Consider the following 17,436-nt stretch of genomic DNA (forward strand, 5'->3'; position numbering starts at 1 on the left):
CCCTCCTTTTATAGAAAAAATTCCCGTTTCGATGTAAACGGGGATTTTTTTCTATTTTATGAAAGGAAAAAAAGGTGAGGTGTGGTTAAAATTATTTGAAGAAGGTGAAGCTTGACAATGACGATAAAAATATTTTAGTATATGATTAAGGAGTTGAACATCAGATGAGCAGATGTATGTTTAGGGCGGCACCCCGTAAAAGATTAGTGGATGAAGTGATAAATCAAATACAGCAGCAAATTTTACTTGGCCATTTAAAGACAGGCGATAAAATCCCCAGTGAACCCGAACTGATGGCTTTGTTTGATGTGGGGCGTTCTACCGTCAGGGAAGCCGTTAAGGTTTTGGCTAATAAAGGCTTGCTTCAAGTTAAACAAGGAGAAGGAACTTTTGTCCTTGGCTGGCCAATACAGGATGAATCCCTGGAGCAGCGCTTACGGCGGGCTAATACTCTTGAGGTATATGAGGTCAGAAAGCTGCTAGAAGTGGAAATCGCCGGACTTGCTGCTCTACGGAGGACGCAGGCGGATCTGGACGAAATAGCTACTCAGTTGGAAAAGCAAAAACATGCTAAAGCAAACCAGGACAAAAATGAATATGTGGACAGTGATCTTGCCTTTCACATGGCGATAGCTATAGCGACACGTAACGAGGTGTTAACCGGTTTGTATGTTGATTTTGCCAATGTAACCAGAAAGGCTATTATTAATGAAGTAAATGATCCGGATATATTTCAAAACCAGGAAGACTATCATGAAAAACTATATGAGTCGATTAAAGAGCAAAATGCGGCAGCGGCAAAAGGCTGGACTGAAAAATATCTGGAAGATATGATTCAGATGATAAAAAAATTGCTTTTATAAGTAACTTTTTATCATTAAAACATCAGATGATGCGATGTTTAAATGATTTATATAATTAGGAGGGAAAATATGGCGGTTAAAGACATCTTGAAATTAGGAGACCCAAGGCTGTATTCCAAATCGGAAGCTGTCTTGAAGGCGGAATGGAAAACAATAAACGGTATTGTAGAAGATCTCCATGATACGATGATGGATTTTAGAAACAAGTATCATGCCGGCAGGGCGATAGCCGCTCCGCAGATTGGTGTCATGAAAAGAATGATTTATATGAATGTGGATCAGCCGGAAATCCTGATTAATCCTGTTCTTACGTTTCCGGATGAAGAAACCATGGAAATATGGGATGACTGCATGAGCTTTCCGGATCTTCTGGTGAAAGTGAACCGGTTTACACGCTGTGTCCTTCAATATGTAGATAAAGACGGAAACCTGCAAGTGAAACATCTCGAAGGAGATTTGGCGGAATTAATCCAGCATGAGTATGATCATCTGGAGGGGATTTTGGCTGTTGACCGGGCAATTGACAGTCACTCCTTTGCTTTAAAATCGGCGGCAGTGAATCCAACCCTAAAAAATAGGAATGGTAGGACGAACTAGCCCTTGGCATTTTCAAGGAAAAAAGCAAATAAAAAAACCACTCTGCCGTAAAGGAAGATTGTTATTTTTTTTGCTCCGGTGAATCTATAAACCAGGCTGCAGCCATACCGAGTGCTGCGGTACTTGCCGCCAGCAGGAAAACTTCAGGAAAGGCTTTTCCCAAGGCGATTTTATCAGCCGTAGCTGCCGTATAGTCATTTTGCATTACCTGTGACAGGTAAAAGGCTGTCCGTTGCTGCATAAAGGCTCCAAATATCGTTGAACCAATGACTCCACCTAAATAGCGGATCATATTGAATAATCCGGAAGCCATACCCATTTGCTTTTGAGGAACCACATTGATCAGGTTGGTGTTCAATGGTGTGCTGGAAGCCCCTAAACCGACGCCCGTAGCGATCAGCGCGGTAGCTAAAATCCAGTATGGACTCTGTACTGTCAGCCTGGAAAATAATCCGATGCCCGCGGTCAGAATCAGCATGCCATAAAAAATTAGTTTCTTTATGTCCGATTTATGGGAGAATCTGCCAACAATAGGTGACATGACCATGATTGAAATCGACAGCGGCAGAACTAAAACGCCGGCATGGGTTGGTGAAAAATCATGAACGTGCTGCAGATACATGGGGATTAACAACATACTGCCGAAAAGGGCAACACCTTGAAAAAAACCAACCGTGATAGTTGCAGTAAGCGATAAATTCATGAATAATTCAAGAGACAGTAAAGGATGGTTAGCCTTAATTTCCCGACGCAGCAGCAGGCCGGCAAACAGCAAAAACACTCCCGCAAGCAATACAACTTCAGAACTCCGCCAACCGGCGGACGGCCCCAACGTAATACCTGACAATAGAGCGGTGAGCGCCGCGGTCAAGTAAACCGAACCGGGGAAATCGAACCCTGTTGCGGACGGATTGGTATTTACGGATGGGATATGTGTAGTCCCTAGTAGTAAGATGCCTATGGCAAAAGGCAAATTGACGTAGAAGATACTATGCCAGCCAAAATGTTCAGTCAAAAATCCCCCAGGGTGGGACCGATTAAACTTCCGGCGGAAGAGATCATGCCCCACCAGCCGAGAATCTCACTGCGTTTGTGAAGCTCAAACGGACTAATAGCAAGGATCATGGCATTAGGCATAACGGCGGAGGCTCCTACCGCCTGGAGCATTCTGGATACCATCAGCAGCCAGAAACTGCCGGCAATAGAGCAGGAGAAGGAGGCTAAAGCAAAGATTGAGACACCTAACAGAAAAATTTTCTTGGTGCCATAAATGTCTCCCAAACTGCCAAAGATAGACATGCCGATGGCATAAGGCAGCATATAACCGCTGTATAATAAAGTGGAGCTCTGAATGTCAATACTCAGGTCATTCATAAGTGTAGGCAGGGCCACATTAACCATACTGGAATTTAATATGGACAGGAAAGTCCCGGTAAAGACCAGCATTAAGAATAGCGGCATTGTATCATCAAACCCTTCTATAAAGTACAACGATTAATTTGTACCAAATGACAGGAGATAATACCAAATAAAATAGGCCGGACAGTGCCGGAGCAGGTAACGGCAGTTCTTTTGCTCCGCAGAAAAGGAGGAAGAAATCCGCTGCTGGTTTTTTACAAATAATTTAGCCCTGTTTATAAAATTTTTAAAAATACTTTAAAACAAGTTTATACTCTGTTTTTATAATAGCCTCAGAACAACTCAAGGAGGTTATTTAATGAACAGGATTAAACTGTTGTATGATGTGATGAAAACGGTAAAAACGAAAGAGATGGTAACCGGAGTATGGCAAGCGCAAATCGAAAAAGATCGGGTAACCATATTTTCCATTCAAAATGAATTTGAGAAGAACCTGTCCACCGGGCAAACCAAAGCTAAAATAACTGCTGCGGTGGATTATGAAGGAACGATGGACAGGCGTGGGCGTCATGCCGAAGAAACCGGTGGACGAACTTTTAAAGAACGGCATCATGGTTTTCACAACCATAGGCATCATTGGCACGATCATCCTCGGGAAGGATTAAAAGCAAGGTTTAACAGGTATCTTTTTGCATTGAGTCTGCTAAATAACTTGCAGTTGGAAGAAAAGGAAGACGTTACCATAATATCACTTCACGCCCGTGATCTACCCGAAGATATGAAACAAATGCTGTACGGGAAAATAGACCGGCTGCTGGCACATCACCGCCATAGCTACGATCTTGTAAACGAATGCGCTGCTGAGTATCTTGATATCATAATTCGTATAGATATCAATAAAAATTGTGAGGTGAAAAAAATCTCACTGTCAACTGCTGAAATTTCTAAAGATGTTCAGGCCGGACAATTCAATTTTAAAGCACAGGCGGAACTATCACTGCAATGGCAAAGTGAAGCTTATACATTGTAAACCGTATGATATTGTTACTGACCGTGTACGCGTTGCCGGTGTTGTTTGGCGGCTTGTCCGGCAGGTCTGCCAGAGTTACGAAAAACAGATGATTTGAAAATTCGAAATGAAGCATGTAACGGTGCGGAGGCTGTAAACCGATTTGCCTCCCGGAAAGCCATAACGTATCATCTTCAATTATAAACGGTGTGTAAAGCAAACACAGGCGTAGAATTTGTTTTGCGCCTTCGTTTGCTTTAACCTATAATTAAGTCTAAAGAACAATAACGTGCGGAAAAGGTGAGAATGATGTGTAGACATGGGAGACAGAAGCATATGCAGCCGGATACGGATAAACGGGAGCGGCTATTAGCTCATTCCGGTTTACAATATTTGCATCATCACCATCATCGCAGCCGGTTTTTGCGGCAGTATAAATATTTTCACTATCTTCGGCCGTTTGGCATCTTATTTACTCTTCTTGTTCTCTATTTGGCATTGAGCTGGGCTGACAGCAAAGAAATGATTATTTTTTTTGTGGTCATACTTGCTTTGAAAGAAATGATTCACTTCTTTTTCCTATGGCGGCTGGAAAAAAACATATTTAAACCAATGATCAGTTTAAAGCAGGGACTAGATGAGGTTGCCAAAGGCAACTATACCACTAAAGTAAAAAATGAGCTGTACGGTGATCTGGGCAGCGTGATTGATGCGTTTAATGAAATGACAGAGAAATTGTATGAGGGAGAGAAACTTCAGATAGAGTATGAAGAAAACCGCAAAGCACTGATTGCTAATATCTCGCATGATTTAAAAACGCCGATCACTGCCATTCAGGGTTATGTAGAGGCTTTGTTGGAAGGGGCGTTTAATACAGGAGAGAATAAACATAAGTACTTAAAGACCATTCATCATAATATCATTTATGTAAATAGATTAATTGATGATCTTTTTTTGTTTGCGAAGCTCGATATGCAAAAACTTGAATTTCAGTATCATTGCACTAAGATTCGTGCCTTTATGGAAGACTTAATTGCGGAATATCAATTTGATTTTACAGAAAAAAACATTCAATTTCATTATGATGCTCAACTGGAGGAACACATTCAGGTGAGGCTGGATGGAAAGCGGTTTCATCAGGCCATCAGCAATATTTTGACTAATGCTGTTCAATATGGTCCGGCAACAGGGTTAGTTATACAGGTACGGCTGTACCGGCGAGAAAACTTTGCAGCAATTGACATCCAGGATAATGGACCGGGCATTCCGGCAGAAAAACTTGCTTTTGTTTTTGAACGCTTTTACCGTATTCATACGGAACGGCCTAAAGAGGCAGGCACGGGGCTTGGACTGGCTATTGCCAAAGAACTGATAGAGGCGCACGGAGGTCACATCACTCTTTCCAGCATGGAAAACCAGGGTAGCTGCTTCACCATCCTGCTGCCGCTCTGGCAGGAAGACCAAGGGGAGGTTGTAGAGTGAAACGCATTCTGATTATTGAAGATGACCTGGACATTGCAGAACTGGAACGCGACTATTTGCAATTAAACGGGTATAAAACGGAAATTGTGCAAGATGGGCTAATTGGATTGAAAAAGGCGGCTTCCGGTCAATATGCGGCAGTGGTCGTGGATTTGATGCTCCCGAATAAAGATGGTTTTGAAATAATTAGGGAAATTAGAAAAAATCAGGAAATTCCGGTGATTGTCGTATCGGCAAAAAACGAAGATATTGATAAGATCAGGGGACTCGATGTGGGCGCGGACGACTATTTAACAAAGCCCTTTAGCCCAGCCGAACTGGTGGCAAGAATAAAGGCTCACCTGAAACGCTATCAACGGCTGAAAGGACCGGCAACTGCTCAGGAAGTGATACAGTACAAAGGGCTGGAAATCAATACGGCATCTCATAAAGTTTCGGTAAACGGTGATGAAATTCTGTTGACGACCAAAGAATATGACCTTTTATTCTTTCTGGCTTCCAATCCGAACATTGTTTTTAGTAAGGAACATATTTTCAATACGATCTGGGGTAATGAAAGCTTTGGAGACGCGGCGACCGTTGCCGTTCATATTCAAAAGATTCGCCGAAAGATTGAGAAAGACCCTGCAAATCCTGAATTTATTGAAACTTTATGGGGAACAGGATATCGCTTCAATCCGCTTTAAAAATTTTTAAGTATGTTTATAGTATTTTTAAATATACTTTACAGCCAATTTAATTTTTAATTTTATAATAACCTTGCCAGAGCGGGAAAGGTTATTTTTTTGGAATAAACGTTCGCCGTATAGGCTATTTGGAGTTTTAGGCTTATCTTATGGTGGAACACCGTGCACGGTACTGCAGTTGCTTTCATTCGGTAAACTCAGGAGGATTTTAGTCATGAATATCTCTGTATTAAAGCAAAGACTCAACGGCAAATATAAGTTAACCCAGCAAAGACAAATGATTTTTCAGATTCTCAATAGTGATGAAAATCACCATTTCAGTGCCGAAGATATCTATGAAATTATTCGGCGGGAAAACCCGCAAATCGGGTTGGCAACTATATACCGAACCTTGGAGTTGCTCAATACTTTGGATATCGTCCAACAACTTGATTTTGGTGATGGACGTCATCGGTACGAAATCAACGGACTGCACTCATTTCACTATCATGTAATTTGTGAATCCTGTGGTAAAGTTGCTGAGATAAAGAAAGATTTATTCGACAAGTTGGCTATCCCCATAGATGGCATGCCGGGTTTTTCCATTCATGAATATCGCTTGTATGTTTACGGATGCTGTGAAGAGTGTCAACCCCAATCAGGCCATCCTGCATGCTAGTCATCCATAATTATGCCTATAAAATTTTCCTGTCGGTTTCATTTATTTTAGCGATTTCGAATAAACCGGAAAATTGTGCGTAAAATTTACAGGGTGATAGTGATGAAGCTATTAAACATTATTTTCCCATTAACACTGATAGCTGCTGTTTTAGTAGGCATAAAAGTAGAGGATCATATAGCAGATACTGCTGATGCCGTCAAAGAAGTAGCTACTTCACGGAAAGTCGTGGCATTAACCTTCGATGATGGGCCACTCGGGCGGACAACGCCGGCTATTTTGGATATTTTACAGGAGAAACAGGTAAAGGCGACCTTTTTTGTAGTGGGAGAACGGGCCGAACAGTTCCCGGAATTGGTAAAACGGGAAGAAAGGGACGGGCATGAAATCGGTAATCATACCTATAGTCATCCTAATTTGTTTTCCTTAACTAGAAATAATATTGATAAAGAAATTGAAAAAACAGATCAGATTATAACAAAAATGACTACAAAACCTTTATTTTTTCGTCCTCCGGAAGGAAGATTTAATAAAAGTATCATCAATCTTGCCCGTGACAAAGGGTATACGGTTATCCTATGGTCAGTAGATCCTTTCGACTGGAGGCTTCATCCGGCAGGAGATACGGTGAATACAGTTTTAAAAAAGACGAAACCGGGGAGCATAATCCTCTTGCATGACGGAATATATCCTTCCACAACGCCCGAGGCTTTGAACTATATTATAGACAGTCTCAAAGACCGGGGGTATGAATTTCTTACTATCAGTCAGTTATTAGCAGAGAATGGGACATAATTTGGCGTTTTAATTTTTGCGGTCCAATAAGCCTGAAGGATAGTATAATACAGCAATATGGAAGACGATATTTCCTTAAATGGAAATTTCCAATACAACATCCCCGTTCGTTTCCGATGGGGATGTTGTATTGGTCCATAGATTGATGGTTTTAATATCCTACTGTGAACCGTTGACGGATAAATTGCGGGTTTTCAATTTCATTTAGAATGGCCACCGCCAGGTCGCCGACGGAAATTTGGCTTTCTCCCTGTTCATCCGTAACCGGATTGTCCTTTCCAAGCCGGAACTGACCGGTTTTATCTCCTTCGGTCAATTTGGGCGCAGGACTGATAAAAGTCCAATTCAGCTCCTTCTCATGACGCAGTTCTTCCAGCAGCTCCATCGGACCTTGAACGGCAGTTTTAAAGTCCTCGGGAATATGTACATCATATACCCGCTTTCCGGATGGCAGTATCAGACTTGCCGCACCGCCTACCACCAGAATTCGTTTTACCCGGGACAGCCTTGCTGCTTCGAGAATGGAAGCGTACCCTTTTTTATAATCCGCATACAGATTAGGATTCTTCCAACCGGAGTTGAAGGCACTGATAACCGCATCCTGATTCTCGAATATGGCTGCCAGCGCTTTGGTATCATTGACATCGAGTGAGACAGGAATAAGATGTTCTTCCTGGGTAGCAATCTTGTCGGTGTTACGGCTGATTGCCGTTACTTCATAGCCTCTGGAGAGCGCTTCCATAAGTAATTTTGAGCCTACAAAACCTGTGGCTCCGATTAAAGCGATTCTCATAATAAACACTCCTTTTTGTTTACAATATCTGTCTAATTAGCTATAATACTATCATTGCGGTAAAAAACAAACAAGTACTAAGTATTTTATTACATACTTAATAAAAACTTACTATAAATGTATTAATGGAGGTTGTCATGAAAAGACGGGAACTCTCAACAATTCCCTGCCCCATTGAGTACACAATCGAGTTACTGAGTGGAAAATGGAAGATGCATGTCATCTGGCAGGTAGCAAAACAGGGAGTAATCCGGTTCAACGAGCTGCGGCGCCAATTAAACGGCATTTCTAATGTAATGCTGGCTCAGACCTTGCAAGAACTGGAAGAAGCAGGAGTTATTAACAGAAAGCAGTACAACGAAGTGCCGCCAAGAGTAGAATATTCTTTAACGGACCTTGGAAAAGGATTGTTGCCCGTATTTCATGCTTTAGAAATATGGGGAAAACAGTGCGGTTGGACATATCCGGAACGATTTCCACAATCCGAATAAATGCTGACGAATGGGTATGGGAATTATGCTAAATCTACAGCATAAGTTAACATAGTGTATTTCTACTCCGAGCCTGTTGCTATGTAACCGCAGAGTTTAAAAAACGGGTGCAGGGTTGACAGTGAGAGCAGGTTGAAGTAAATTTAATCATACGGGAATGAACGTTCATTCCTTAAGAAGATTTGTATGGGAGACTAGGATGTAAGAAAAAACACAAAATAAAAGGTAGTTGCATAGAATTCAACAAATTAGATTGAGAGGAATGTCATTATGATTGTATTTCTTAGTGTTGTGGCGGGGATTATCTTGCTCAGCGGTTTTTTTCTTATCTTTAACCCGCGATTTGGCGGTAAGGCTTCAAAAAACAAATTACGTTCATTTAGTCAATCTGTCAATTTTAGCGAAAATAAGTTTGTAAATCAAATTCCCACACCAAACAATTTAGATGCAAAAAACCTGATGGCTATTTTGAGAGAGTATTGGAAGGGCAGTTCCAGGCGAACTCCGGCTCATTCTCTTCCGGTCATGGCTGTGAATGCTGCCGGTTTGCAGAATCAGAGTCAAACCAGGATGATCTGGTTTGGGCATTCTACCATATTGCTGGAAATAGAAGGGAAAAGAGTATTGCTAGATCCTATGTTTTCTCAGAGACCGTCTCCTTTTCCGAAATTTGGAGCAAAACGTTATAGTGACACGCTTCCCATAGAAATAGAAAAATTACCGGCCATTGATGTGATTGTTTTGTCCCATGATCATTATGACCATTTGGATTATGATTCCATCATGAAACTTAAAGACAAGGTGCGCCACTTCTGCGTTCCCCTTGGTGTAGGGAGCCATTTGGAAAGGTGGGGTATTGAGAAAAAGAAAATAACTGAACAAGATTGGTGGGCGGAAACCGAGTTTGAAAGATTACGATTTGTTTCCACGCCTGCCAGACATTTTTCCGGGAGAAGCCTTTTTGATCACAATGCGACACTATGGTGTTCCTGGGCGATTATTGGAGACATAACAAGGGTTTATTTTAGCGGTGATGGCGGCTATGGCCCGCACTTTAGGGAAATAGGACAGAAATATGGTCCTTTTGATTTAACGTTAATGGAATGCGGACAGTATGATCAACGCTGGTCTGCCATTCATATGGTACCGGAACAAACGGTACAGGCGCATATGGATGTGAAAGGGAAAATGCTGGTCCCCATACATTGGGCTGCCTTTAGTTTGGCTCTGCATGATTGGACAGATCCCATTGAGCGGGTCATAAGAGCAGCACGGGAAAGGGAAATGTTGATTGCAACACCGAGGATTGGCGAACCTGTTATAGTAGGGGCGGTAGAATATCCTCATTCTGTATGGTGGAATACCGACCAGACACCAAAGCCCCGGACTGCGCAGCAACAGTTACAGGTTAAACGGGTGCCTAATTAGGTTTTGGTTTATGCGAGAAGTTTATGGTGAGAGTAAAGGAGTGCTTGCTAAATTATGCAAAGGACTATTGATGATTACAAGAAGACGTTATAATATTAAAGTAAACTTTGCTAAATAAACAGTATCAGTCTGCTGCCAAGTTGGGTATGAGAGGTATATATGAATGAAGCCATTATTTTGAAAACAATCAGACGGTATGGGCCTATCTCACGCGTGGATATTGCCAGAATTACCGGACAGCCCCCTTCCACTTTAAGCAACATTACCGGAAGGCTCCTGGAAACTAATGTTATTCAGGAGTACGATACCGGCGAATCGAGTGGGGGACGCAGACCGGTATTATTAAAAGTAAATCCGGCTGCAGCCGATATTATTATTGTAAATGTGCGCACCCATACGGTTTGCTGTCATATTGCCGATGCGGCAGGAAATATAAAAGGGCATAAGCGGGATTATTGGTTCCGGAGAGATCAAGAGGAAGTATTGAATTATATTTTGCAGGCTATTACCGATGCTTTGGAGCTGACTACCGCGCCGGTGCCGGCTATTGCCGTAATTTTGCGAGGACCGGTTAAGTCAAAAGAGGGAATCTCTATGTTTGCCCCCAATATAGGCTGGAAGAATGTACCTATTAAATTTATTATTGAAGAACGCTTTGGAATTCCGGTTATGGTAGAAAATGATGTGCGAATATTAACGATGGGGATGTATTATTATACCCTAGCAGTACAGTCAAGGAATATGGCGCTGCTAAAAGTTGGCCAGAGCATTGGGGCGGGGATTATCATTAATGGCGAGCTGTATAAGGGTGATAATGAAACGGCCGGAGAAATTGGGCACAATACTGTGGATGTAAACGGACCGCTTTGCAATTGCGGGCAACGAGGCTGCTTGGATGCTTTTGCTTCGGAAGTAGCTTTAATTAATTATGTAGAAGAAGCCATACAGGGAGGGCGCAAATCGTTATATACCGAGCTGCAGCGTCAAGTACAGCAGGGCGACTTGTCCCGTATGACGGTCTTAGAAAAAGGAACTTTGTGTAATGCGCATGATCTCGTCTATCAAGCAGCAGTGGAAGGGGATGAGATCTGCCTTGAAGCGCTTGAACGGGCTGCTTTTTATTTAGGAGTCGGTCTTGCTAATCTAATTAATGTGGTTAATCCGGAGGTGGTCGTAATTTCCGGAGGGATGATGCGGGTAAAACAATTGGTACAAGAGAGAATTGAAAAAATTACCCGGGAGCGGGTATTGCCCTACTGCTTTACGGCGGGAAAAATATATTTTTCCGACCGGGATGAAGAGGCAAATATAAAGGGAGCAGCGGATATGGTGTTGGCGACGGAATGGGAAAATAAATAATTGAAGGAAGAGAATGCCCGCACCACTTTTGTGGGGAGGGCTATTTTTATGAAACAATGCAACCCCAATCCGGTAAAGAAAAAAGTAATGAGGCTTTATGACTAGTGAGTGGCGGATATTATTTGAAGGGACAAGTCTAAAAACAGAGTATTTTTTTTGAAAAAAGCAGTAATTAAAATATAAAACCGGCAGGAATTTAATCACTGTTGCCGAATTTTATTTTAAACTTTATATAAAACTTTATTCAATTTTGAATTTAATATGGTAATTACAAATATATCCAATAAAATTTAACACGATTTATATTTCTAAGCCATGGGGAGGCCGGAAACTGGCAAAATATAAGCCGGATCTGCCTGTAGGTGATATCGGCGAGGCCTGGGATGTTTCTGCCCATCCGGGATTACTGTTGGAAACTGATACAAGGTTGGTGGCAACAGGAGCTAACAGGGAGCTCAGTCTGCACTACCGGAAAGGAGTGAAAAGAGACAAGAGGTAGCAGAAGGGCTGACTGCCTTATTTTTGCCAACACTATGAAGGGGGAGATAAAGTGAATATATATGTAATTTGCAATGCCGGCATGTCGACCTCGGTTTTGGTAAAGCGCATGCGGAGTGCGGCCGGAGAAAAAAAGCTGAATGTAAACATAGAAGCATTTTCAGTTGAAGTGCTGGATAAAATCAAAGCGGAAGCTGATGTAATACTGGTTGGACCGCAAATACGCCATATGTTGCCTAAAATAAAAGAGATAGTAAAAAGTCAATGCCCGGTTGAGATGATAAGTATGGCCGATTATGGCATGATTAACGGGGCCAGGGTTCTGGAACAGGCATTGACTATATTAAAACAGCAATAAATGCGATCCGGCTTGGCGAAGACAAGAATCCGGTTGGGAGGGTACCGATGATGGATGAGAAATTAACGCAGGATTGTATGATGCTTATACTTTACGCCGGTGAGGGCAAGACCTTGGCAACGGAGGCCTTTCGCCTGTTAATGGACCACCAGGATAGCACAGAAGCTAAAAGTAAGATAGAAGAGGCCGGGCGGGTAATCGGCCAGGCACACGATATACAAACCCGGTTAATACAAGATGAAATTAACGGGGTGCCGATTGAAAAAAGCGTATTGTTGATTCATGCTCAGGATCATTTTATGACGGCGATTACTTTTAGGGATATGGTAGCACTGCTGATTGACATGTATGGTAAAGCAGGCGGAAAATAGCCGGGCATGGAGAGCTTTTTATTACGCAGGTTTTCTATCATATAAGACCATAAGGGGGACAATTATGACTTTGTATACGCTTCCTAAAGATTTTTTGCTCGGGGCTTCTTTTTCTGCCTGGCAGACTGAGGGCTGGGCAGGCAAAAAGGAAAAATGCGACCACTTTGTCGATATGATGTATAAGGCGGCGCCGGAACGCTGGCATAATGGCATTGGTCCGGCTATTGCCACGGATTTTTATCATAAGTGGGAAAGTGATATTGAGCTGATGGCCAAGTCCGGGATGGAAACAGTGAGAACCTCTGTTGACTGGACCCGCTTTATAGACAATTACGAGCAGGGAACGGTGAATGAAGACGGGGCAAGGTTCTATGATCAGGTAATAGACGGATTGCTTAAACATGGGATTGAGCCGATGATCTGTCTGGAACATTGGGAGCTGCCGGTATCATTGTATGAAAAATACGGTGGCTATGCTTCTTCCTTTGTTGTGGACTGTTATGTGAAATTTGCGGAAAAAGTTTTTGAAAGATACCGAAATAAAGTCAAATATTGGTGGACGTTCAATGAACCGATCGTGATACCACAACTGTGTTTTATGGATGGATTCTGGTACCCTTACCGGAGTGATACAAAAGTAGCCATGCAATGGATTTACGGCAAAATATTGTGTAATGCCAAGGCTATAAAACGCTTCCGGCAGATGAACATAAGCGGCAGCATCGGTATTATCTTGAATCCGGCGTTGGTTTATGGACGTTCGACCGACAATCCGCAGGACGTCCAGGCGCAAAAAATAGCAGATCTTTTTTATTGGCGGAGCTTTATGGATCCCTGTATTAAAGGGGAATTCCCGCTGGAACTGATTGAATTATTGGAAAAGGAAGCTTGTATGTTCACGTACCGGGAAGAAGATTTGCAGATTATCAAAGAGAATACCATTGACATTCTCGGCATGAATTACTATCAGCCCATGCGGGTTATGGCTCAGCGCTTCCAGTGGAATGAGACTGCACCCTTTCATCCTGGCAAATATTTTGAAGAATACAATTTACAAGGAAAGAAAGTAAACCCCTGGCGCGGCTGGGAGATATATCCTCAGGGTATTTACGATATTGCTATGAGGATTAAACTAGAATATGATAATATACCTTGGCTGATTTCAGAGAACGGCATGGGAGTGGAAGATGAAGGCCGTTACAGGGATGCTTCCGGCATTATTCAAGATGATTACCGGATTGAATTTATGAAGGAACATCTGGCTTATCTGCTAAATAGTGTGTCAGAAGGCAGCAACTGCAAAGGGTATATGGTCTGGAACTGGCTGGATAATATCTCTCCGGTCAATTCACTTAAAAATAGATATGGCCTGGTGGAGCTGGATCCAGAACATAATTATGCCAGGATTATGAAAAAATCGGGAGAATGGTTTAAACGGTTGCATGATGCCCGGCAGTTTCAAATAGATTCACTCGAAAAAGAATATAGATAGTACCGGTTCTAAAACAACTTCTATTATAGGTGATGGCTTTCAATAATAAGAACGGACAGGAACGCCCGGCATAATTGGCGTATTCTGTTCGTTTCCGTACAGGACGACCTGATTAATATATAGAAAGATATATGGGGGGAAAGTCATATGTCGATGCAAACCCTAACCACCAAACTGGAAGCGGTCATGCTTCCTATTTCGGCCAAGATAGCCAGCAACCGGTATCTGCTGGCTATGCGGGATGCTTTTTCTATTATCTTGTCATTTGTCCTTGTTGGATCATTTTTTGGTATATTGAACTGGGTAATTTTGGATCCATTTGGTACCGTTATGGGGCCTAACGGTTTGAATTTAGGCCGTCTACTTACCGGCTTGACAGGCGAAGCCTATAAAAATTCAGGATTTGTTGCGGCCATTTCCGACGTTCAATACGTAGGTAATCTGGTTGTCGGCGCATCATTCGGCATATTTTCCCTGTTGCTTACCATTTCTTTCGGATACCGTCTGGGTGACATCTGGAACGCGGATAAGCTGATTGCCGCTATCCTTTCGGTGGTAGCCACATTTGTGCTGATTCCGCAGTCTTTTAAACAACTGATCAGTATGGCAGGAACGGATACCATTATGGTAAATGGCGCAGTAAAAGTCGGCTACTTTGGCACCGGCTCGGTTATGACGACTCTGCTGGTTGCTACCGCTACAGTATGGTTATTTGCCAAATTGTCCAATAACAAAAGTATGATTATAAAAATGCCGGAAAGCGTTCCGGAATCGGTTACCAGGTCATTTCAAGCGCTTATACCGATTACGATTACTTTATTTTTTATTGCACTGTTTGCAGCTGTTTTACACTGGCTGGAGCAGCCATCGTTTCATGACTTGATTTATACCATTGTTCAAGCGCCCTTATTGGGCTTTTCGCAGGGGATTGGTTTTGCTCTTTTGTACCAGTTTATTACCTGGTTCTTCTGGTGGTTTGGTATTCATGGACATAATGTAACCGCTGTTATTCAAAATTCGGTATATCTGCCGGCTCAATTGGCAAACCAGGAAGGCAGTGCTTTATATATCTTCTCCAACGGTTTTTTTGAAGCCGGGCTAATGCATATTATGGGATTGGTGCTGGCCATTCTGATTTTTTCCAGACGGGAAGATTGGAGAGCGGTGGTAAAAGTCGGCCTTCCCTCTATGCTGTTTAATATCCAGGAGCCGCTGGCCTTTGGGTTGCCGATCGTGTTAAATCCGATTTTTTTTATTCCGTACGTTATTGCCCCGCTGATAAACACCTTCATTGGCTGGCTGGCAATTACAGTGGGGTTGGTGCCGGTATTTAAATATGTGGTACCCTGGACAATGCCGCTGTTTTTTGGAGGAATGATTGGTACCGGAACACTGGGAGGAGGTTTGCTGCAGGTGGTATTCTTACTTGTCGATACTTTACTTTATGCTCCGTTTGTAATAGTCGGCAATAAAATAAAAGACCGGATTAATTAAGGGAAAAGGCACCTGTTGCCGGCAATAGGTGCCTTTCTGTTTTAGAATATAAGTATATCCTAAAGCTGTTTGCAGAAGGGAAGGCGAAAAATGATAAAAAATAAATATGCGGTGGCTGGTATTTTTACGGACAATATGGTACTGCAACGGGATTGCGATCTTCCGGTGTGGGGAGAAGCGCCGGCAGGAACTGCCGTCCAGGTGGAACTGGCCGGTCACAGCTGTGCAACAACTGCCGGTGATGCCAACAAGTGGAAAGTACTGCTGCCGCCTTTGCCGGCCGGGGGGCCCTACCGGATGCGAATACGCCTGGGGGCAAACGTTATTTGTCTTGATAATATTTTGGTCGGAGAAGTGTGGTTGGCCGGTGGGCAGTCCAATATGGAATTTCCCCTCAAAGATTCAACCGGCGGGGCGGAGGAGATAAGCGGGGCGAATTACGAGTGGCTGCGTCAGTATGAAGTAGCTCAAATTGAATACGAAGATGGACTGCAGGTAGTACCGGATTTGCCGGCTGGTGTCTGGAAAGTTTGTACCCCGGAGTGCGCAGGCAGTTTTTCAGCAGTGGCTTACTATTTTGCTAAGAGAGTATACGCCGACTTGCATATCCCTATCGGTATTATCAGCTGCAATAAAGGCGGGACATCAGCCGCCTGCTGGATGAGTGAAGAGTACTTGACTCGTGACAGGACAGTTCGTGCATGTTATCTGAAGCCCTATTACCGGGTGATAGCCAATTTGACTGAGGCGGAGGAAGCAAAACGCGAACAGAAGTACTTGCGCCGGAGAGCATTACATGACGAAAAAATCAGGGCTTTCAAAGAAAAACATCCTAAAGCCGGCATGGAGGAATTGAAACAAAGCGTGGGGCATACGCCCTGGCCGCCTCCGCTGAGCAGAAAAGCGTATGGACGTCCGGCCGGTTTATATCATACCATGCTGGAAAAGGTGATTCCTTATGCAATTAAGGGAGTACTGTGGTATCAGGGGGAGGAGGACACCCGACGCAGTGAATTGTACCGGACACTATTTACGTTGTTGATCGCCGACTGGCGGGAGAGATGGCATAACCGGGAACTGCCCTTTGTTTTTGTACAATTGCCGGCCTATCACGATACTAAGCCTTTAGCCAACTGGCCGGCGGTACGCGAGGCGCAGTTACAGGTTACACAGACTATACCATCCACATTTATGGCGGTGACCATCGATTGCGGAGAAAAATTTGACATACATCCTCCACTTAAGAAGCCGGTGGGAGAACGACTGGCTCTGGCGGCATTAACGGGGGTGTATGGCGTCGGCAAGGATGGACTTTCCCCTGTATACTCACACCATGTTCTGTGTGACAGGCGCTTTGTGGTGTACTTTGACAATCTGGAAGGCGGCATACTGGTCGGTCCATTGGATGCTTGTTTGCAAGGATTTGAGGTTTGCGGACAGGATGGTATTTTTTTCCCGGCTGAGGCACAATTGCGTAGTCGCACAGTGGTGGTAGATGGTAAACAGGTCGAGAAACCTGTCCGGGTACGCTACGCTTGGAGTAACTATACGCAGGTAATTTTATATACCAATTACGGCTTGCCGGTAAGTCCTTTTCAGACGAGGTAATTTTTCGGCGTGGCAAATAAGCTTCCGGCAGCTATTTTGCAGGAATTTATAGGTTTTAGGGAGAAAAGATTGCAGATACATTTGGAGGAAAGCCG

At 43.2% G+C, this 17,436-nt stretch carries 16 protein-coding genes and 1 pseudogene; 15 read left to right on the plus strand and 2 right to left on the minus strand.

The genetic code is table 11. The features are described 5' to 3' along the window. Positions 1-164 precede the first annotated feature (164 nt). Positions 165-863, plus strand: coding sequence for a FadR/GntR family transcriptional regulator (locus P22_RS06675; RefSeq protein WP_054259457.1), 699 nt, complete (start codon positions 165-167; stop codon positions 861-863). Positions 864-932: 69 nt separating this feature from the next. Further along, complete coding sequence (locus P22_RS06680; protein WP_054259458.1) at positions 933-1,460, plus strand: peptide deformylase; 528 nt, start codon at positions 933-935, stop codon at positions 1,458-1,460. Positions 1,461-1,521: 61 nt separating this feature from the next. Here the strand turns inward: P22_RS06680 and P22_RS06685 are convergent. Continuing rightward, positions 1,522-2,921: pseudogene (locus P22_RS06685) on the minus strand (DHA2 family efflux MFS transporter permease subunit). A 256-nt stretch (positions 2,922-3,177) separates the two neighbouring features. Between P22_RS06685 and P22_RS06690 the strand changes: the two are divergent. From P22_RS06690 to P22_RS06710, 5 genes are all read left to right on the plus strand, one after another. Continuing rightward, positions 3,178-3,849: a hypothetical protein gene (locus tag P22_RS06690; protein ID WP_054259459.1), complete on the plus strand. Its 672-nt coding sequence runs from the start codon at positions 3,178-3,180 to the stop codon at positions 3,847-3,849. A 315-nt stretch (positions 3,850-4,164) separates the two neighbouring features. Beyond that, entirely contained in the window at positions 4,165-5,310 is a 1,146-nt protein-coding gene (locus tag P22_RS06695) for a sensor histidine kinase (protein ID WP_054259460.1), read from the plus strand. After that, positions 5,307-5,996 carry a response regulator transcription factor gene (locus P22_RS06700; protein WP_054259461.1) on the plus strand — a complete coding sequence of 230 codons (690 nt, stop codon included), beginning with the start codon at positions 5,307-5,309 and terminating at the stop codon, positions 5,994-5,996. The genes P22_RS06695 and P22_RS06700 overlap by 4 nt, the downstream gene beginning before the upstream one ends. A gap of 214 nt (positions 5,997-6,210) precedes the next feature. After that, positions 6,211-6,654, plus strand: a complete 444-nt coding sequence (locus P22_RS06705; RefSeq protein ID WP_054259462.1) for a Fur family transcriptional regulator — start codon at positions 6,211-6,213, stop codon at positions 6,652-6,654. A gap of 102 nt (positions 6,655-6,756) precedes the next feature. Further along, complete coding sequence (locus tag P22_RS06710) at positions 6,757-7,449, plus strand: polysaccharide deacetylase family protein (RefSeq protein WP_054259463.1); 693 nt, start codon at positions 6,757-6,759, stop codon at positions 7,447-7,449. A gap of 151 nt (positions 7,450-7,600) precedes the next feature. On the opposite strand, the gene P22_RS06715 is transcribed toward P22_RS06710, so the two are convergent. Beyond that, positions 7,601-8,242 (minus strand): NAD(P)-dependent oxidoreductase, encoded by a 642-nt coding sequence (locus P22_RS06715; protein WP_054259464.1) that lies wholly within the window; start codon positions 8,240-8,242, stop codon positions 7,601-7,603. Positions 8,243-8,379: 137 nt separating this feature from the next. Here P22_RS06715 and P22_RS06720 point away from each other — a divergent pair, with 137 nt between their 5' ends. The 8 genes from P22_RS06720 to P22_RS06755 all read left to right on the plus strand — a co-directional run bounded on the left by P22_RS06720 (position 8,380) and on the right by P22_RS06755 (position 17,341). Continuing rightward, complete coding sequence (locus P22_RS06720; protein ID WP_054259465.1) at positions 8,380-8,733, plus strand: winged helix-turn-helix transcriptional regulator; 354 nt, start codon at positions 8,380-8,382, stop codon at positions 8,731-8,733. A gap of 270 nt (positions 8,734-9,003) precedes the next feature. Then, entirely contained in the window at positions 9,004-10,161 is a 1,158-nt protein-coding gene (locus P22_RS06725) for an MBL fold metallo-hydrolase (RefSeq protein ID WP_069972774.1), read from the plus strand. Between the two features lie 159 nt (positions 10,162-10,320). Continuing rightward, entirely contained in the window at positions 10,321-11,520 is a 1,200-nt protein-coding gene (locus P22_RS06730; RefSeq protein WP_054259466.1) for an ROK family transcriptional regulator, read from the plus strand. A 550-nt stretch (positions 11,521-12,070) separates the two neighbouring features. Next, on the plus strand, positions 12,071-12,376 hold the full coding sequence (locus P22_RS06735) for a PTS sugar transporter subunit IIB (protein ID WP_054259467.1): 306 nt from the start codon (positions 12,071-12,073) through the stop codon (positions 12,374-12,376). Between the two features lie 47 nt (positions 12,377-12,423). After that, on the plus strand, positions 12,424-12,747 hold the full coding sequence (locus P22_RS06740) for a PTS lactose/cellobiose transporter subunit IIA (protein WP_235814572.1): 324 nt from the start codon (positions 12,424-12,426) through the stop codon (positions 12,745-12,747). A 64-nt stretch (positions 12,748-12,811) separates the two neighbouring features. Then, positions 12,812-14,239, plus strand: a complete 1,428-nt coding sequence (locus P22_RS06745; protein WP_054259468.1) for a glycoside hydrolase family 1 protein — start codon at positions 12,812-12,814, stop codon at positions 14,237-14,239. Between the two features lie 147 nt (positions 14,240-14,386). Then, positions 14,387-15,733, plus strand: coding sequence for a PTS sugar transporter subunit IIC (locus P22_RS06750; protein ID WP_235814573.1), 1,347 nt, complete (start codon positions 14,387-14,389; stop codon positions 15,731-15,733). Positions 15,734-15,823: 90 nt separating this feature from the next. Beyond that, a complete protein-coding gene (locus P22_RS06755; RefSeq protein ID WP_054259469.1) occupies positions 15,824-17,341 on the plus strand; it encodes a sialate O-acetylesterase in 1,518 nt (505 codons plus the stop codon). The last annotated feature ends 95 nt before the right edge of the window (positions 17,342-17,436 follow it).

The sequence above is a fragment of the Propionispora sp. 2/2-37 genome (assembly GCF_001298735.1).
Taxonomy (GTDB): domain Bacteria; phylum Bacillota; class Negativicutes; order Propionisporales; family Propionisporaceae; genus Propionispora.

Bases quoted from the DNA above. Each gene is read 5' to 3' on its own strand.
- P22_RS06675 (WP_054259457.1), top strand. From the start codon at position 165: ATGAGCAGATGTATGTTTAGGGCGGCACCCCGTAAAAGATTAGTGGAT.
- P22_RS06680 (WP_054259458.1), top strand. From the start codon at position 933: ATGGCGGTTAAAGACATCTTGAAATTAGGAGACCCAAGGCTGTATTCC.
- P22_RS06690 (WP_054259459.1), top strand. From the start codon at position 3,178: ATGAACAGGATTAAACTGTTGTATGATGTGATGAAAACGGTAAAAACG.
- P22_RS06695 (WP_054259460.1), top strand. From the start codon at position 4,165: ATGCAGCCGGATACGGATAAACGGGAGCGGCTATTAGCTCATTCCGGT.
- P22_RS06705 (WP_054259462.1), top strand. From the start codon at position 6,211: ATGAATATCTCTGTATTAAAGCAAAGACTCAACGGCAAATATAAGTTA.
- P22_RS06710 (WP_054259463.1), top strand. From the start codon at position 6,757: ATGAAGCTATTAAACATTATTTTCCCATTAACACTGATAGCTGCTGTT.
- P22_RS06715 (WP_054259464.1), bottom strand. From the start codon at position 8,242: ATGAGAATCGCTTTAATCGGAGCCACAGGTTTTGTAGGCTCAAAATTA.
- P22_RS06720 (WP_054259465.1), top strand. From the start codon at position 8,380: ATGAAAAGACGGGAACTCTCAACAATTCCCTGCCCCATTGAGTACACA.
- P22_RS06725 (WP_069972774.1), top strand. From the start codon at position 9,004: ATGATTGTATTTCTTAGTGTTGTGGCGGGGATTATCTTGCTCAGCGGT.
- P22_RS06730 (WP_054259466.1), top strand. From the start codon at position 10,321: ATGAATGAAGCCATTATTTTGAAAACAATCAGACGGTATGGGCCTATC.
- P22_RS06740 (WP_235814572.1), top strand. From the start codon at position 12,424: ATGATGGATGAGAAATTAACGCAGGATTGTATGATGCTTATACTTTAC.
- P22_RS06745 (WP_054259468.1), top strand. From the start codon at position 12,812: ATGACTTTGTATACGCTTCCTAAAGATTTTTTGCTCGGGGCTTCTTTT.
- P22_RS06750 (WP_235814573.1), top strand. From the start codon at position 14,387: ATGTCGATGCAAACCCTAACCACCAAACTGGAAGCGGTCATGCTTCCT.
- P22_RS06755 (WP_054259469.1), top strand. From the start codon at position 15,824: ATGATAAAAAATAAATATGCGGTGGCTGGTATTTTTACGGACAATATG.